Source organism: Micromonospora sp. CPCC 205554, from assembly GCF_036902745.1.
Classification (GTDB): domain Bacteria; phylum Actinomycetota; class Actinomycetes; order Mycobacteriales; family Micromonosporaceae; genus Micromonospora; species Micromonospora tulbaghiae.
Map to the genome: position 1 here is coordinate 48,602 of NZ_JBAKHP010000007.1, position 14,578 is coordinate 63,179.

At 73.5% G+C, this 14,578-nt stretch carries 13 protein-coding genes; 7 read left to right on the plus strand and 6 right to left on the minus strand.

Annotated features, from left to right (window positions below):
- Positions 1-94 precede the first annotated feature (94 nt).
- Together corA and V6U82_RS12050 are read right to left on the minus strand one after the other, a co-directional pair.
- Positions 95-1,243 (minus strand): magnesium/cobalt transporter CorA, encoded by a 1,149-nt coding sequence (gene corA / locus V6U82_RS12045; RefSeq protein WP_334460944.1) that lies wholly within the window; start codon positions 1,241-1,243, stop codon positions 95-97.
- A gap of 343 nt (positions 1,244-1,586) precedes the next feature.
- On the minus strand, positions 1,587-2,681 hold the full coding sequence (locus V6U82_RS12050; protein WP_194800376.1) for an aminotransferase-like domain-containing protein: 1,095 nt from the start codon (positions 2,679-2,681) through the stop codon (positions 1,587-1,589).
- Between the two features lie 198 nt (positions 2,682-2,879).
- Here V6U82_RS12050 and V6U82_RS12055 point away from each other — a divergent pair, with 198 nt between their 5' ends.
- From V6U82_RS12055 to V6U82_RS12065, 3 genes are all read left to right on the plus strand, one after another.
- Positions 2,880-3,758, plus strand: coding sequence for a 3'(2'),5'-bisphosphate nucleotidase CysQ (locus V6U82_RS12055; RefSeq protein ID WP_334460945.1), 879 nt, complete (start codon positions 2,880-2,882; stop codon positions 3,756-3,758).
- A gap of 101 nt (positions 3,759-3,859) precedes the next feature.
- Positions 3,860-5,296 (plus strand): hypothetical protein, encoded by a 1,437-nt coding sequence (locus V6U82_RS12060; RefSeq protein ID WP_334460946.1) that lies wholly within the window; start codon positions 3,860-3,862, stop codon positions 5,294-5,296.
- 105 nt (positions 5,297-5,401) lie between these two features.
- A complete protein-coding gene (locus V6U82_RS12065; protein WP_334460947.1) occupies positions 5,402-5,530 on the plus strand; it encodes a hypothetical protein in 129 nt (42 codons plus the stop codon).
- Positions 5,531-5,591: 61 nt separating this feature from the next.
- Here the strand turns inward: V6U82_RS12065 and V6U82_RS12070 are convergent, their stop codons facing one another.
- The 4 genes from V6U82_RS12070 to V6U82_RS12085 are packed head-to-tail and all read right to left on the minus strand — an operon-like array spanning position 5,592 to position 8,558.
- On the minus strand, positions 5,592-6,506 hold the full coding sequence (locus V6U82_RS12070; RefSeq protein ID WP_334460948.1) for a glycosyltransferase family 2 protein: 915 nt from the start codon (positions 6,504-6,506) through the stop codon (positions 5,592-5,594).
- Entirely contained in the window at positions 6,503-7,504 is a 1,002-nt protein-coding gene (locus V6U82_RS12075; protein WP_334460949.1) for a sulfotransferase, read from the minus strand. The genes V6U82_RS12070 and V6U82_RS12075 overlap by 4 nt, the downstream gene beginning before the upstream one ends.
- On the minus strand, positions 7,501-8,082 hold the full coding sequence (locus tag V6U82_RS12080; RefSeq protein WP_128138883.1) for a glycosyltransferase: 582 nt from the start codon (positions 8,080-8,082) through the stop codon (positions 7,501-7,503). Before V6U82_RS12080 ends, V6U82_RS12075 begins: the two co-directional genes overlap by 4 nt.
- Positions 8,082-8,558 carry a polysaccharide biosynthesis protein gene (locus tag V6U82_RS12085; protein WP_013289269.1) on the minus strand — a complete coding sequence of 159 codons (477 nt, stop codon included), beginning with the start codon at positions 8,556-8,558 and terminating at the stop codon, positions 8,082-8,084. The genes V6U82_RS12080 and V6U82_RS12085 overlap by 1 nt, the downstream gene beginning before the upstream one ends.
- 499 nt (positions 8,559-9,057) lie before the next feature.
- Here V6U82_RS12085 and V6U82_RS12090 point away from each other — a divergent pair, with 499 nt between their 5' ends.
- From V6U82_RS12090 to V6U82_RS12105, 4 genes are read left to right on the plus strand one after another with little or no spacing between them, the layout of a single operon-like run.
- On the plus strand, positions 9,058-10,881 hold the full coding sequence (locus tag V6U82_RS12090) for a Wzz/FepE/Etk N-terminal domain-containing protein (RefSeq protein ID WP_334460950.1): 1,824 nt from the start codon (positions 9,058-9,060) through the stop codon (positions 10,879-10,881).
- Complete coding sequence (locus tag V6U82_RS12095) at positions 10,878-11,885, plus strand: DUF3048 domain-containing protein (protein WP_334460951.1); 1,008 nt, start codon at positions 10,878-10,880, stop codon at positions 11,883-11,885. Before V6U82_RS12090 ends, V6U82_RS12095 begins: the two co-directional genes overlap by 4 nt.
- Positions 11,882-13,366: an O-antigen ligase family protein gene (locus tag V6U82_RS12100; RefSeq protein WP_334460952.1), complete on the plus strand. Its 1,485-nt coding sequence runs from the start codon at positions 11,882-11,884 to the stop codon at positions 13,364-13,366. The genes V6U82_RS12095 and V6U82_RS12100 overlap by 4 nt, the downstream gene beginning before the upstream one ends.
- A complete protein-coding gene (locus V6U82_RS12105) occupies positions 13,366-14,571 on the plus strand; it encodes a hypothetical protein (RefSeq protein ID WP_334460953.1) in 1,206 nt (401 codons plus the stop codon). Before V6U82_RS12100 ends, V6U82_RS12105 begins: the two co-directional genes overlap by 1 nt.
- Positions 14,572-14,578 lie beyond the last annotated feature (7 nt).

The window sequence follows — 14,578 nt, forward strand, 5'->3', positions numbered from 1 at the left end:
GGATCAGCGCCGGCACGCGGGACACCCCGCGTGGCCGGCGCTTCCGCATGTACGGGGAGGCGCGGGTCCGCGGCGACTCCCCGTGCCGTGACGGTTACAGCCAGCCGTTGCGGCGGAACAGGCGGTAGAGCGTGAAGGACGCCGCGAGCATCAGCGCCCAGACGCCCGGATAGCCGTACGTCCACTTCAGCTCGGGCATGTTGTCGAAGTTCATGCCGTAGATGCCGGCGATCGCCGTCCACACGGCACCGATCGCGGCCCAGGCGGCGATCTTGCGCATGTCGTTGTTCTGGTCGACGGTGACCTGGGCCAGCCGGGCCTGGAGGATCGAGTTGAGCAGGTCGTCGTAGGAGTTGACCTGCTCGACCGTGCGGCTCAGGTGATCCTGCACGTCGCGGAAGTAGCGCCGCACCTCCTGCGGCACCGCGCGGTTGACCTGCGAGGTGAGCGTCATCAGCGGGCGCTGCAACGGCGCCACCGCCCGCTTGAACTCGACCAGCTCCCGCTTCATCTGGTAGATCCGCTGGATCCGGCCGCTGCTCTGCCGGTCGAAGACGTCCGCCTCCAGCACGTCGAGGTCGTCCTCCAGCCGGTCGGCCACCTCCAGGTAGAGGTCCACGACGCGGTCGGTGATCGCGTACGCGACCGCCCAGGGGCCCTGCCGGAGCAGGTCCCGCTTCGCCTCCAGGTCGGCGCGCACCGGCGCCAGCCGGCAGGCGTCACCGTGCCGGACGCTGATCACGAAGTGCGGCCCGATGAAGAGCATCACCTGGCCGGTCTCCACCACCTCGGAGTTCTCGGTCAGCTCGGCGTGCTCGCAGTAGCGGGCGGTGCGCAGCACCAGGAAGACGATCTCGCCGAAATGCTCCAGCTTCGGGCGCTGCTGCGCCTTGACCGCGTCCTCCACGGCCAGCTCGTGCAGGCCGAACGTGGCGGCGATCTCGGTCATCTCGCCCAGGTCCGGCTCGTGCAGGCCGAGCCAGACGAAGCCGTCCTGCTCCTGCCGGGCGGCGGCCAGGGCCTCGGCGTACTGGGGGTGGCCGGGGCGGCGCTCGCCGTCGACGTACAGCCCGCAGTCGACGATGCCGCTGCGCTCCGGGCCGGCCGGCTGGGGCGTACGCGGGGAGCCGTCGGCGTTGAGGATGCGGGACATCGCGCGTACCGGGGCCGACCAGGCGCGGGGGCGCAGTGCCCGGCTGCCGTCGGTGCCGGCGGTTCGGTCGCGTGCCACCCGGTCCGTCATTTCTCGCCCCCTTCCCCTAGAGCTGCGGCTTGCAGGTTACGCCGACCGGCGGGAAGCGCAGCGCGGGCGCGGGCGCGGGGGACGGACGGTTGCGACGGGCGTCACGCGGCGGCGCCGGGCGGGCCGGGCCGCGTCAGGGGGGTGAGGGGCGACACGGCCCACCCGGCACCCCTTGGGGGCGGGAGTGATGCTGGGCGTGCCGCCGGCCCGGCCGGTCTTCCGGCGTGCGGGCAGGTCACCGGCAGAAGGTGAGCGGCACTCGCAGCATTGTGGGCTGCCGGCCGGTCCAGCGGGAGAGCCGAACCGGCCAGCGGGGCCTTTTTGTCAGAAACCCGACAGAAAATCAGCCACGTACGGCGGCCATCGCCTCGGCGAGACGCCGCACGCCCTCGTCGATCCGGTCCGCGGTCACCGCCGAGTACGCCAGGCGCAGCGCGTGCCGGCCGCCGTCGACCATGAAGTCGCTGCCCTTCACCACCGCCACGCCCCGCTCGGCGGCGGCCGGAGCGAGCCGGTCGACGTCGACGTCCTCCGGCAGCTCCACCCAGAGGAAGTAACCGCCGTCCGGCTCCACGAACCGGGCCTCCGGAATGTGCCGGCGCAGCGACTCGGCCAGCACGGCCGACCGCTCGCCGAGCGCCGACCGGACCGTCCGGATCGACTCGTCGATCGCGCCGGAGACGCAGAACTGGTGCACGATCGCCTGGGCCACCATGCCGGGCGAGATGTAGAGGTTGGTGGCCCGCTTCGCGATCGCCGCGATCAGCTCGGCCGGCCCGACCAGATAGCCGACCCGTACGCCCGGGCAGACCGTCTTGGTGAAGCTGGAGGCGTGCACGACCACGCCCCGGGTGTCCATCGACAGCATCGAGGGCAACGGCTCGCCCCGGAACCGGATGTCCGCGTACGGGTCGTCCTCGAAGATCGTGAACTCGTACTCGGCGGCCAGGTCCAGCAGCTCACGGCGCTTCTCCAGGGAGAGGGTCACCCCGGCCGGGTTCTGGTAGTTCGGGATCACGTGCGCCAGCCGCGGCCGCACCCCGGACTCCAGCAGCTTGCGCAGCTCGGCGGTGTCCAGGCCGTCCGGCTGGATCGTCACGCCGTGCACCTCGCCGCCCATCTGCTTCAGGTTGAGCAGCGTGCGGTCGTACGTCGGGCGCTCGACCACCACCGCGTCGCCCCGGCGGACCAGGTGGTCGAAGAGGAACGCGTCGGCCTGCAACGAGCCGTTGGTGATCAGCACCTGGTCGGCCTCGACACCGTGCTTCTCGGCGATCCACTTCCGCAGGGGCGGGTAGCCGACGGAGGTGCCGTACGCGGTGACCCCGGCGGGGTCGGCGTCGAAGGCGCGGACGGCGGCGGCCTTGAGCCCCTCGACATCGACGATGTCCAGCGAGGGCGCGCCACGGGCAAACGAGATCAGCTGCTCGGCGGTCATGCGCAGAGCCTAGGGCCTGGCCCCGCGGGTCCGACCGCGATACACGCGAAGTTCAACATGCGGGCGGGCGGCCGGGTCACCGGTGCGTCCGGGGGATCCGAGACCGCGTCGCGACTGTCTACGATCCGACGGACGCTGGCGCCGGTCCGACCGGACGCCGAAGGATGACGGGTCGCGGCAGACCCGGGAGAACAAGGGATGGGGCTCGTGACCGAGGACGAGGCGGGACGGCTCGACGACCAGCGGTTCGCGCAGTGGCTGGCGACCGAGGCCGGCAGGGCGCTCACCGCGCTGCGGGACCGGCAGGGCTTCGCCGACCCGAAGGCGCTCAAGGACGCCGGCGACCGCGCGTCGCACGAGCTGATGACGGCGGCGCTGGCCCGGCTGCGGCCGGCCGACGTGGTGCTCTCCGAGGAGGAGGCCGACGCGCGCCGCGCGTGGGCGGACGGCGAGCGCGCGCCCCGGCACGAGGCCGACCGGGTCTGGATCATCGACCCACTGGACGGCACGCGCGAGTTCTCCGAGGAGGGGCGGGACGACTGGGCGGTGCACGTGGCGCTCTGGCAGCGATCCGCCGCCCCCGACGGTGCCCTGGTCGCCGGCGCGGTCGGCATGCCGGCCCGGACCACGGTGGACGGTACGCCGCTCGTGCTCGGCACCACCTGCCCGCAGCCGAAGGCGTCCGACGGCCCGATCCGGATCGCGGTGAGCCGCAGCCGCCCGCCCGCGTTCGTGGGCGAGCTGGTCGAGATGCTCGGCGCCAAGGCGGTGCCGATGGGCTCGGCCGGTGTGAAGGTCTGTGCGGTGGTGACCGGCGAGGTCGACGCGTACGTCCACGCGGGCGGTCAGTACGAGTGGGACAGTGCCGCCCCGGTCGCCGTGGCGCTGGGCGCGGGCATGCACGCGTCCCGGATCGACGGTTCGCCGCTGCGCTACAACCGGGCCGACCCGCGACTGCCCGATCTGCTGGTCTGCCGGCCCGAACTGGCCGACCAGTTGCTCGACGCGATCGCCCGGACCGGGGTCGAGATGCCCGCTTCGACCGTCACCGGTGACCAGGGTGAGGCGTTCGGCTGAGTGTCACGGTACGTACGGCCAGGTGGATGAGGGTTATCGTCGGGCAGGTATGCGTGGCGATCTGAGCCCCGACCACGGGCCGCCGACAGCCAGGGAGGGTCATGCCGGCCGACCGAGAGCCGCACAATGCCTTCGGGCAGCCGACCGGCCTGTGGCCGGGTCAGGACATTCCGCGCCAGGTGGGCAGCCCTTCGCTGCCCTGGCCGGAGGCCGAGAGCGCGCCACCGCCACCACCGGCCCGGCCGGGCGGTGACCTGCCCTGGCCCGAGCACGACCGGCACGACGCCGGTCACCACGACGGGCACGACCCGGCCGGCTGGGACGCCGCGACCGGCACGACGAACGGCTGGGCGCCGCAGCAGGACGGCGCCTGGCCGCCGCACGGGCCGGCGGGCCACGGCGACGCCGCCCGGCCGCAGGCCGAGCCGCACGACGACGCCTGGGCCACGCAGGCCGGCCCGGCGGCGGACGGCCACACCAGCTGGACGACGCAGGCCGGCCCGGCGGCGGACGGCCACACCGGCTGGACGACGCACGACGAGCCCGGCGCGGCCGGGCCGGGCGGCGAGGCGGGCTGGGGTGCGGGCACCACGGCGACCGCCACCCTGACCGGACCGCCCCCGGTGGACGTTCCCCACGGACCGGCCACCGGTGGGCCCGGCCGGCCACCAGCGCCGCCGCTCGCCCCGGAGCCCGCGCCGCCACCCGGCGGCTCCCGGCGGCGCTGGCGCGTCGCCATCGCCGCGGCCGTGGTCCTGGCCGTGGCCGGCAGCGGGGTCGCGGTGGCCACGCTGCGGCCCGACTCGACCGACCGGCAGGCGGGCGGAACGCCGGGCTCGGTCGGGCCGGCGACCTCGATGGGCCCGGGCACGCCGGCCACCCCCGGCGCGTCCCCGGGCGCAGACCAGGGCCTCGGCAGCAAACCCTCGGCGCGTCCGTCGGCCTCCGCGGAGGCCGTGCCGGGCTTCACCGGTACGCGACTGACGCTGCCAGGCGCCTCGATCGGTGTGCAGAACGGGGAGACGTTCGGCCAGGCGCTGGCCCGGTCCGACCGCACCTTCGGCAAGCTGCGGATGGCCCGGATCTTCTTCCCCGGCCTGCCGCCGGCCTGGTCCGGCAGCCGGGCCGACGTGGTGGACCGGACAGTGGTGGTGTCGTTCAAGGCGTCGCCGCAGGAGGTCAACACCGGCAAGTTCGACTCCCGCCTGACCTCCTGGTTCGCCTCGATCCCGCGCGAGCACAACGTCTACTGGTCGTACTTCCACGAGCCGGAGGACGACGTCGAGCGCGGCGCGTTCAGCACGACGGCGTACCGGACGGCGTGGAAGCGGATCGCCGGCCTGGCCGACCGGACCGGCAACCCCAAGCTGATCAACACGCTGATCCTGATGTGCTGGACGCTCGACCCGAAGTCCGGGCGCAGCTTCGACGCCTTCTACCCGGGCGGCGACGTGATCGAGGCGCTCGGCTGGGACTGCTACAACTGGGGTGCCAAGTGGAAGCGGTACGCCCCGCCGCAGGAGATCTACGGCGCGTAGATCAGCAAGTCCAAGGCGCTCGGCAAGCCGTGGGGCGTCGCGGAGACCGGCAGTGACCTGGTCCCGGGTGACCCGGGCACCGGCCGGGCGAACTGGATCCGGTCGATGACCGGCTTCCTCAACGGCCAGCGGCCGGAGTTCGTGGCGTACTACAACCAGACGGTCAGCCAGGGCGACTTCCGGCTGCTCGACCAGCCGAGCATCCAGGCGTGGAAGTCCTTCTGCACGGCGTGACCCCGGCGAGCGGACGGCAACGGGCGGGCGACCTCGGTCGCCCGCCCGTTTCGCGTACGGCTCAGATGCCCCGGCCGCGCTTGTGCAGCGTGCGCAGCACCCGGTCGGCCTGCACCGCCCGGCTCGCCACCGCCAGCGCCAGGTAGGCGCGCGGCTCCTTCGGGTTGCGGGCCAGCGTGCGCCGGGCCCAGCGGACCGCGTCCCGCCGGTTGCCCATGGCCGCCTGCGCGAAGGCGATCTGCCCGGCCACCCGCGCCTCGCCGTGCGGCACGGTGGCGAACTCCGGGTAGCGGCGCAGCAGCCACTGCAACGCGGTCGAGATGGTCTCCCACCGCTGCGCGAAGTAGGACCGCTTGTGCCAGCGGACCAGCACGTACGGGCTCTCCACGTTCACCAGCGGGGCGTAGCGGGCGGCGCGGAGCAGGAACTCGTAGTCCTCCGCGTAGCTGCCCGGGATCTGCTCGTCCACCAGGCCGATCGCATCGAGCAGCGCGGCCCGCCGGATCAGGAACGTGGACGGGTGCAGCTCGGTGAGCCGGTCACGCAGCAGCGCCTCCAGCGAGATCCGGGCGCGGTCCAGCGAACGGTCCACCGTACGGTCGTCGTAGCTGACCCGGATGCCGCAGCTCACCAGCGCGCCGTCCGGATGCGCGTCGAGCGCCCCGAACTGGGCGGCCAGCTTGCCGGGCAGCCACTCGTCGTCGTCGTCGCAGAACGCCACCCAGTCGCCGACGGCCGCCTCGATGCCGGTGTTGCGCGCGCCGGCCAGCCCTGCGGTACGGGTATTCGTGATCACCCGGATCCGGCGGTCACCCCGGTCGGTCTCCAGCGTCCGGTCCGGCTCGGACTGGTCGTAGACGACGATCGCCTCGATCAGGCCCGGATGCGCCTGGCTGAGGATCGCGTCGAGCGCCGCACGCAGCAGCTCCGGACGGTCCCGCGTCGGTACGACGACCGAGATGCTCGGCCCACTCATGCTCTCTCCACGGACTCGTCGGATCCCCGCTGGCCCAGATAGCCGTAGCGGACCCGCAGGGGAAGCGTGGCCAGGCTGACCACGGCACGGCTGCGGCGCGGCAGGCGGTCCCGCCACGCCTCGTCCCGGCGCACCGTCAGCGGCCCGCCGCTGAACCGCAGCGGGTTGCCGGCGACGCTGTGCGCCCGGAACGGCGCGGCCGGCTCGGGCGCCGCGCCGGCCTCGTCGGCCCCGGACAGGATGCGCAGCGCGGCCGGGTCGTCCGGCAGGCCGGCGAAGTCCCGTACCCGGCTGACGGTGCCGGCCGGGTCGGCGGTGAAGTCCTCGTACCGCAGCCGCAGCACCTTCGCCCGGGAGGCGAGCAGGTGGAACGCGGCGTTCTGCGCGGTCCACAGCTTGCTCACCTCGAACGGCGAGAAGGTCGGCATGAAGTCCTCGCCGTCGACCACCTCGGGGCGGCGCACCTGCTTGCCCCACGAGTACGCCACCGCCCGGCTGTCCCGGACCAGGTGCAGCACCCGCAGGTCCAGCCCTTCGGCCCAGCGCAACGCGAAGGCGAGCGAGGCGTGCTTGCTGGAGTCCACCACCACCTGGGCGCCGGTCACCGACAGCGCGGCCCGGTAGATCCGGGTGTACAGGTCGGCGTAGCGGCGTACGTCGGCCAGCTGCTCCGGCGGGAGCGTGTCCTTCGCGAGCCGGGGGATGTGCCGGGTCCGGTCGACCCGGTCCTTGAGCGCCAGCACGTCGTCCCGGTCGACAGCGGCCCAGCCGCCGAACGCCTGGTCGCCGACCTGCCGCCAGAACGGGCAGGCGGTGAACCGCTCACCGCAGCCGCACCGCTCGTCGGCGCCGAGCGCCCGCTCCCACAGGTGCACCACCTCACCGACGGCACACACGTCGGCGCTCTGCGCCAGCAGCAGTTCCAGCAGCGTGGAACCGCTGCGGCCGAGGCCGCCGACGAAGAGGACCCGCGGCGGCGCCGGATCGGGGGCGCTCATCCGCGCCGCCCGACGGCTCGTTGTCGTACCCGGCGGGCCACCAGCTCGTCGATCACCGCGCCGACGCGGGCGACCGCCTCGGCGCGAGGGTCCGGGCGGTTCGGGTCGGCGGCCAGGACGAACCGGCTCGGGTCGGCCAGCCCTTCGTCCAGCGCGGCGAGCAGCTCGGCCTCGGACTCGCACAGCCGCACCATGCCGGCCGCGCCCAGGCGGCGGGAGAACAGCTGCTGGTGGTTGTCGACGTGCTCGTCGTGCGACGGGTCGCGGGGCACCACGATCGGCAGGTGGCCGTTGCGCCGGGCCTCGGTGATGGTGGCCGGGCCGCCGTGGCTGACCACGAGCGTCGACTCCGCCATCGCCCGCTGGAGTTCCTCGTGGCCGAGGAACGGGGTGGCCCCGGGCAGGGCCGGGGTGCGGCTGTGGCCGTACTGGAGGACCAGCCGGACCTCGGGCCGGGCCGCGTGCCAGCGCTCCAGCCAGCCGACCAGCCGGTCGAAGCGGTGCACGTCCGTGCCGACCACGACCAGCACGTACGGCGCGGCGGATCGCCGGTCGCGCTGCTGCGGAATGTGCGCCATCAGAGGAGATTCCCCACGACGGTGGCCTCCGGGTACATCCGGCGCTGCTCGTCCCACTGCACGAGCATCGCGGAGAGGAAGGGACGGCAGAGCCGGGCGGTGAGCGTCGCGCTGTCGATCCGGTCGTACACCTCGATGTAGACGGTCGGGATCTTGCGCATCCGGGCCGCCACCACGAACGGCAGGGCGACCCCGGCGCCGGTGGTGACCACGGCGTCGACCTGGCGCCGGCGGATCACCTTCAGCGCGAGGAACGCGTTGCGTACCAGGTTCTTGACGTTGCGTGTGGTGGGGTGGTGCGCCCAGACCACGTCCTCACCGGCGAGCAGCGAGCGCGCGTCCGGGGTGTCGAACGTTACCCATGCGCGGCGCCGATCCCGGTACCACGGTTCCAGGGCCAGGAGCTGGGCCAGGTGCCCGCCACTGGAACCCACCAGCAGGACCTGCCCCGAGTCCTCGGTTGACCCGCTCACCACAAAAGTCCTCCCGTACGCGGATGACGCGTCCGGATTTTTGTGAATGCCCCTCGGACGCGTCCTGACAACCTACTGGCGCGCCCATGGGCAACTGAAGGGGCCATTGGACGGATCCTGACTCGCCGGTCGGCTCACCTCTCGATTCCCGCCACTGGGATGTGCACCGGCCGGTCACCGTCCAGGTCAGCCCGGTGCGCCCCGGCTACCGGGCCGGGCCACCGGGAGAAAGTGAGATGTGTCAGGATTCCGTCACCGCTCCGCACGAGAGCCGCCGGCGACGTCGGCTTATCCGGGGGCAGGTCAGGCCCAACACCGGGAAACCCGCCGAATGGTCAGCGCCGATCGGCCATTTCTACGCGGGCTGCCCACACCCGGGCAGGCTTACCGGAACGTGAGCAGACTTTCCCTCGTCGTTCGGATCGGGGACACTCAAGGCCACGGTCAGGTCCAGCTGTGCCGTGGACTGCCCGGCTCGGTCGAAAGGGAGCGACAGACTCTGATGCCCTCACCCCATTTGGCCGAGAGCGACGCCGACGGTCTTGCCCTGATGGCATACCTGGGCTGGCTGCGCCGCCGCTGGTGGATCCTGCTGCTCGCCGCGGCCCTCGGGCTGGGCGGTGGGCTCGCGCTGAACCAGATCCAGGAGGCGCGCTACACCTCGACCACCTCGCTGCTGGTGCGCCCGCTCGGCTCGGGCGCGGAGAGCAACCCCAACGCCAAGGTCAACCTCGACACCGAGGCCCAGGTGGTCCGCTCGCTGGTGGTGGCCGAGCGGGCCAAGGCGCTGATGAAGGTCGACACCGGTGCCGACCAGCTGGTCAAGTCGGTGACCGTCAAGGTGCCGCCGAACAGCCAGATCCTCCAGGTGGCGTACGAGGCGAACAGCCCCGAGGGCGCCCAGTCGGGCTCGCACGCGTTCGCCCAGGCGTATCTGGACCTGCGCAAGGCCACCGCGCAGAAGGCGCTGGAGAACGAGACGACCGCGCTCAAGCAGCAGATCGCCGAGCTGCAGAAGCAGCTCAGTGCCGTCGCCGGGCGGATTGCGGCGTCGCCGTCGAACTCGCCCGAGCGAGAGCGGGCCGAGGCCGAACGGAGCCTGCTCACCAGCCAGATCACCGGCCTGAACAACCGGCTCAGCCCGCTGGTCTCGGCCGGCTCCGACCCCGGCGAGATCATCTCCGACGCTCGTCTCCCCGACTCGCCCAGCTCACCGAACCGCACGCTCAACCTCGCCAGCGGCGTGGGCGCGGGCCTGCTGCTCGGCATCGTGCTGGCGCTGGTGCTGGACCGGCTCGACACCCGGATCCGGCGCGGTCGCGACATCTCCGACCGGGTCGGCCTGCCGCTGCTGCTGGAACTGCCGGTGCGCGCGCCGTCGCTGGCCGTCCTGCCGGCCACCCACCGGGTCTCCCGCGAGCTGGGCCGGCTGCGCAACGTGCTGCTGTCCGCCGTGCCCGAACCGGCGCAGGGCGGGCGCGGTCGCCAGTTGCTGATCTGCGACGCCTCGGCCGGCACCGCCGCCGGATTCGTCGCCGCCAACCTCGCCGCCGCGTACGCGCGCACCGGCCAGCAGGTCGCGCTGATCACCACCAAGCCCGACTCGACGGTGGGCGCGATCACCGGCGTGGCCGAAGGGCGGCACAGCCTCGCCTCGGTGCTGCGCCGCGACGTTCCCCCGCTCAAGGCGCTGGCGCCGGTGCCGGGGCTGGGCCAGCTCCGCGTGCTGGTGCCGGGTGACCTGGACGCCGAGGTCGAGCTGCCGGTCGCCGGGCTGCTGGAGATCATGCACGAGCTGTCCGCGCGCTTCGACCACGTGATCATCGAGACCGCGCAGCCGACGTTCGCCGTGGAGGCACAGGCCCTGGGCCGGTACGTCGACGCGGTGATTATGGTGGCCGAGGCGGGCAAGACCCGCAGCGGCGAGATCACCGCCGCCCTGCAGCAGTTCGAGCAGGTGAACGCCCCGGTGATCGGTGCGGTGCTGGCCCCGCGCCTGCCCGTCCCGGCCGGTGGCGCCAGCCGCCCGGCGGCGTCGGGCGGCTCGGGCGGATCGAGTGCTCCCGTGGCCCCGGCCAACCGGCCCAAGCCCCGGCCGAGCCCCGGCCCGTCCGCCGAGTCCACGATGGTGCTGCCGCGTATGCAGTCGTCCCGCCCCGCCCCGGCGAAGCCGGCACCGGGCAAGGCCACCCCACCGCCGAACCCGGGCAACCAGAGCATTCCGGGCAAGCCGGCACCGCTCAACGGCACCGGCGGCACGTACCGCTCCCGCGGTGACGGCGACGGCCGCAGCTACGCCCTCGACTCCGGCGAGGACCTGGGGTGAACCGCCGGCAGATGCTCCGTGCCGCGCTCGCTCCCGCCGTCGTCCTCGGCGTCGGGACGGGATGCAGCGAACCCGAGCCCAAGCCCGGCAAGGTCCAGGTGGCGGACCCGGGCGACGTCACCGCCTCGCCGTCGGCGGCCAGCGCCTCACCGACCCTGCCGACCGGCCCGCTGACCGGCGCGCCGGTCGGCACCCCGGCCGCGGCCACCCGCCAGGCGGTCGCGGTGCCGCTGCGGGTCAGCCCCGCCACCACCCCGGCCGGCCTGGACGCCGCCGACCTGGTCTACGCCGAGTTCGCCGAGTCCGACACCCTGCACCTGACCGCCGTGTTCCACTCCAAGGACGCCGCGAAGATCGGCCCGGTCGCCGAGATCCGGCCGGTCGACATCCGGTCGCTCGCGGTGCTGCGCCCGTTCGTCGGCTACGCCGGCGGCCCCACCGGCTTCCTCTCCCAGTTCGAGAACTCCGACCTCGACGGCGTCACGCCGGACGACGGCGGCAAGGTCTTCTCCGGCGACTACACCTCCACCGCCGCGCTGCTCAAGGCCGCCCCGAAGGGCGGGCAGCCGCCCTCCCCGCCGATCGACCACGCCGCCGACGGCGACGCGCTCGCCGCCCGCGACCTCGCCCCCGCCACCGAACTCTCCGTCACCGTGGCCGGCGGGCCGCCGATGGTCTGGCGGTACGACCAGGCGAAGTCCCTCTGGGCCGGCAAGGTCGGCAAGGTCACCGTGACCGCCGCCGCCGTCATCGTGCTGACGATGGAATACCGCACGCTGGACGTGCGCAAGCCGTCCCCGCGCTCACTGCCGTCGGCGAACGTCTTCGGCGAGGGCGCGGTCGTCGCGGTGTCCGGGCCGAACAGCGCGAAGGGCCGGTGGCGCAAGCCCGGCCTGGGCATGGTCTGCACGCTCGTCGACACCGGCGGCGACCTCCTGCATCCCCAGCCCGGCAACGCCTGGGTGATCTACGCACCGACCACCGCCAAGGTCTCCGTGAAATGAGCACCGCCACCCCGCCCCGCACCGCGCGCGGGACGGTCCCGGTCGGGGCGGTGTCGCCTCCGGACGGGAACCGTCTCCGGCCGGTGACGGTGCGGCCGGAAGGCTGGTCATGGCGGCTGCCGACGGCGTGGCCGCTGATCGCGGTCTTCCTGCTGTACCCGCTGTGGTGGGTGCTCGGGGTGTCGAGCTTCGTCTTCGTCATCTTCGCGGTGCCGATGGTCTGGCAGATGCGCAAGCGCGGCCCGGTGCGGGTGCCGCCCGGCTTCGGGATCTGGATGGTCCTGCTGCTCTGGGTGTTCCTGTCCGTGCTCACCCTCGACCTCACCGCGCCGAACACGCTGCCGCCCGGCGGCAGCGGGAAGTACATCGGCTGGGGCATCCGGCTCGCCAACTACCTCGCGATGACCGTGACGATGCTCTACGTCTACAACCTGCGCGACCGGGAGCTGTCCCAGCGCCGGATGGTCCGGCTGTTCGGGTTCATGGGCGTGGTCGTGGTCCTCGGCGGCTGGATCGGCTCGCTCTTCCCGGACCTCAAGTTCGTGGCGCCGCTGCGCTTCGTCCTGCCCCAGTCGATCGCCGGTCACCCGTACGTCATCTCCCTCATGGAGATCAAGTTCGCCCAGGTGCAGCAGGTGATCGAGGGGGAGGCCAGCTCGCCCCGCCCGTCCGCGCCGTTCACCTACACGAACTCGTGGGGCCAGAACACCGCGATCCTGCTGGTCTGGCTGATCGTCGGCTGGGTCGTGCTGGGCAAGCCGCTGCGCCGTACCGCCGGCGTGGCCATCGCCCTGGCGGCGATCTTCCCGATCGTCTACTCGCTGAACCGCGGCCTCTGGATCGGTCTCGGCATCGCCGCCGCGTACGTGGCGCTGCGGCTCGCGCTGCGCGGCCGGATGGTGGTGCTCGGTGGGCTCGCCCTGGCGGTCGGGCTGATCGGGGTGCTGATCGTCGCCACACCGCTCGGCCGCACCTTCGACGAACGCCTCCAGAACGGCCACAGCGACGACATCCGCACCACGCTGTCCCAGGGCGCGGTCAGCGCGGCCAACCACTCGCCGATCCTCGGGTACGGCGGCAACCGGGCGCTGATCGGCAGCAACCGGTCCATCGCCATCGGCAAGTCCGAGGACTGCAAGCAGTGCGGCAACCGGGAGCTGGGCAGCAACGGCCAGGTCTGGGCGCTGCTCGTCGGGCAGGGCTGGGTCGGCGCCATCTGCTACAACGCCTTCTTCGTCTACTCCATCTGGCGCTACCGGCGCGACCACAGCGCGATCGGCATCGCCGGCACGCTCGTGCTCATCCTCATGCTGTTCTTCCAGTTCACCTACGGTGCGATGGAAGCGACACTCGCCTACGCCCTGATCACGGTCGCCCTGCTGGCACGCAACGACCGGATCCGCCGGTCGCTCGCGCCGGCGCCACCCGAGGGCACGATCGCCGGGCTACGGGCCCGACTGGAAAAGACCGGTGACCACTGATGGTGTTCCGCGTACCCCCGGACGGCGACGGCCGTGCCGCGTACCTCGGTGAACTGGCCGGGCTGATCTGGCCCGCGCCGGCCGAGCCCAGCCTGCGCCGCGGCGGCGCCGGCTGGGTGGTGGTGCCCTCGGCGGCCCGCCCCCGGCTGCTCGTGCCGACCGGCTCGGGCCGGGCGGCGGCGAGCGCGGTCCGGCACTCCACCGAGGCGGTCGGCCGCAAGGCCAAGCTGGTCCGGCAGGGTCTGTCCACCGCGTTCCGGCTCGGGCTGGGTCCGCTGGTGTTCCGCGACCGGCTGGTGGTCGACGGCGGCGGGCTGGACGCGTACCTGACCGAGGTTCTCGGTGAGCCGGCGCTGGTGAGCCTGCACATCGGGCCGGCCCGGGCGAACCGCAAGCCGGTGCTGCAACTGCTCGCCCCGGACGGCCGGGCCCTCGGGTATGCCAAGCTCGGCGTCGACCCGCTGACCCGCGCGCTGGTGCACGCGGAGGCGGACGCGCTGCGCCGCCTCGCCGAGGTGCCGCTCGGCCCGGTGGTCCTGGCCGGGGTACGCCACCACGGCGACTGGCACGGCCACGCGCTGCTCGTGCAGGAGGCGCTGCCGGTGCGGCTGCCCCGGGCCGCCCCGGCCGCCGCGGAGGCGGCCGAACGCGCGGCGATGGTGGCGGTCGCCGGCTGTCTCGGCGTACGCCGGCAGTCGTGGGCGGGCAGCGGGCACGCGGCCCGGCTCACCGCCGCGGTGGACGCGCTCGGGCCCCGGCCGGAGGCCGGGCGGCTGCGCGCGGCGCTGAAGTCCGTCGCGGACGCCGACCCGGTGGTCGCGTTCGGCGCCTGGCACGGGGACTGGAACGGCGGCAACAGCGCGGTGCTGGCCGACGGCCGGGTGCTGGTCTGGGACTGGGAGCGGTTCGAGGCGGACGTGCCGGCCGGGTACGACGCGCTGCACCTGGCGGTGCAGGGCGCGATGAGCCACGACGGGGTGGAACCGGTCGAGGCGGCCCGGGCGCTGATCGCCGGCGCCGGGGCCACCCTGGCGCCGTTCGACCAGACCGGTGGGGGCGCCGATCTGGTCGCCGTGCTCTACCTCGTGGAGCTGGCGGCGCGCTACCTGCGGGACCGGCAGGCGGAGGCGGGTGCGCGACTGGGGCACGTCGACACCTGGCTGCTGCCCGCCGTCGAGGAACACCTGGCCCGCCGGGCCGGGTGAGAGTGAG

Coding starts and splice junctions, on each gene's coding strand:
- V6U82_RS12100 (WP_334460952.1), top strand. CDS start 11,882: ATGAGCACCGCCACCCCGCCCCGCACCGCGCGCGGGACGGTCCCGGTC.
- V6U82_RS12080 (WP_128138883.1), bottom strand. CDS start 8,082: ATGGCGCACATTCCGCAGCAGCGCGACCGGCGATCCGCCGCGCCGTAC.
- V6U82_RS12090 (WP_334460950.1), top strand. CDS start 9,058: ATGCCCTCACCCCATTTGGCCGAGAGCGACGCCGACGGTCTTGCCCTG.
- V6U82_RS12075 (WP_334460949.1), bottom strand. CDS start 7,504: ATGAGCGCCCCCGATCCGGCGCCGCCGCGGGTCCTCTTCGTCGGCGGC.
- V6U82_RS12050 (WP_194800376.1), bottom strand. CDS start 2,681: ATGACCGCCGAGCAGCTGATCTCGTTTGCCCGTGGCGCGCCCTCGCTG.
- V6U82_RS12065 (WP_334460947.1), top strand. CDS start 5,402: ATGACCGGCTTCCTCAACGGCCAGCGGCCGGAGTTCGTGGCGTACTAC.
- corA (WP_334460944.1), bottom strand. CDS start 1,243: ATGACGGACCGGGTGGCACGCGACCGAACCGCCGGCACCGACGGCAGC.
- V6U82_RS12105 (WP_334460953.1), top strand. CDS start 13,366: ATGGTGTTCCGCGTACCCCCGGACGGCGACGGCCGTGCCGCGTACCTC.
- V6U82_RS12055 (WP_334460945.1), top strand. CDS start 2,880: ATGGGGCTCGTGACCGAGGACGAGGCGGGACGGCTCGACGACCAGCGG.
- V6U82_RS12070 (WP_334460948.1), bottom strand. CDS start 6,506: ATGAGTGGGCCGAGCATCTCGGTCGTCGTACCGACGCGGGACCGTCCG.
- V6U82_RS12060 (WP_334460946.1), top strand. CDS start 3,860: ATGCCGGCCGACCGAGAGCCGCACAATGCCTTCGGGCAGCCGACCGGC.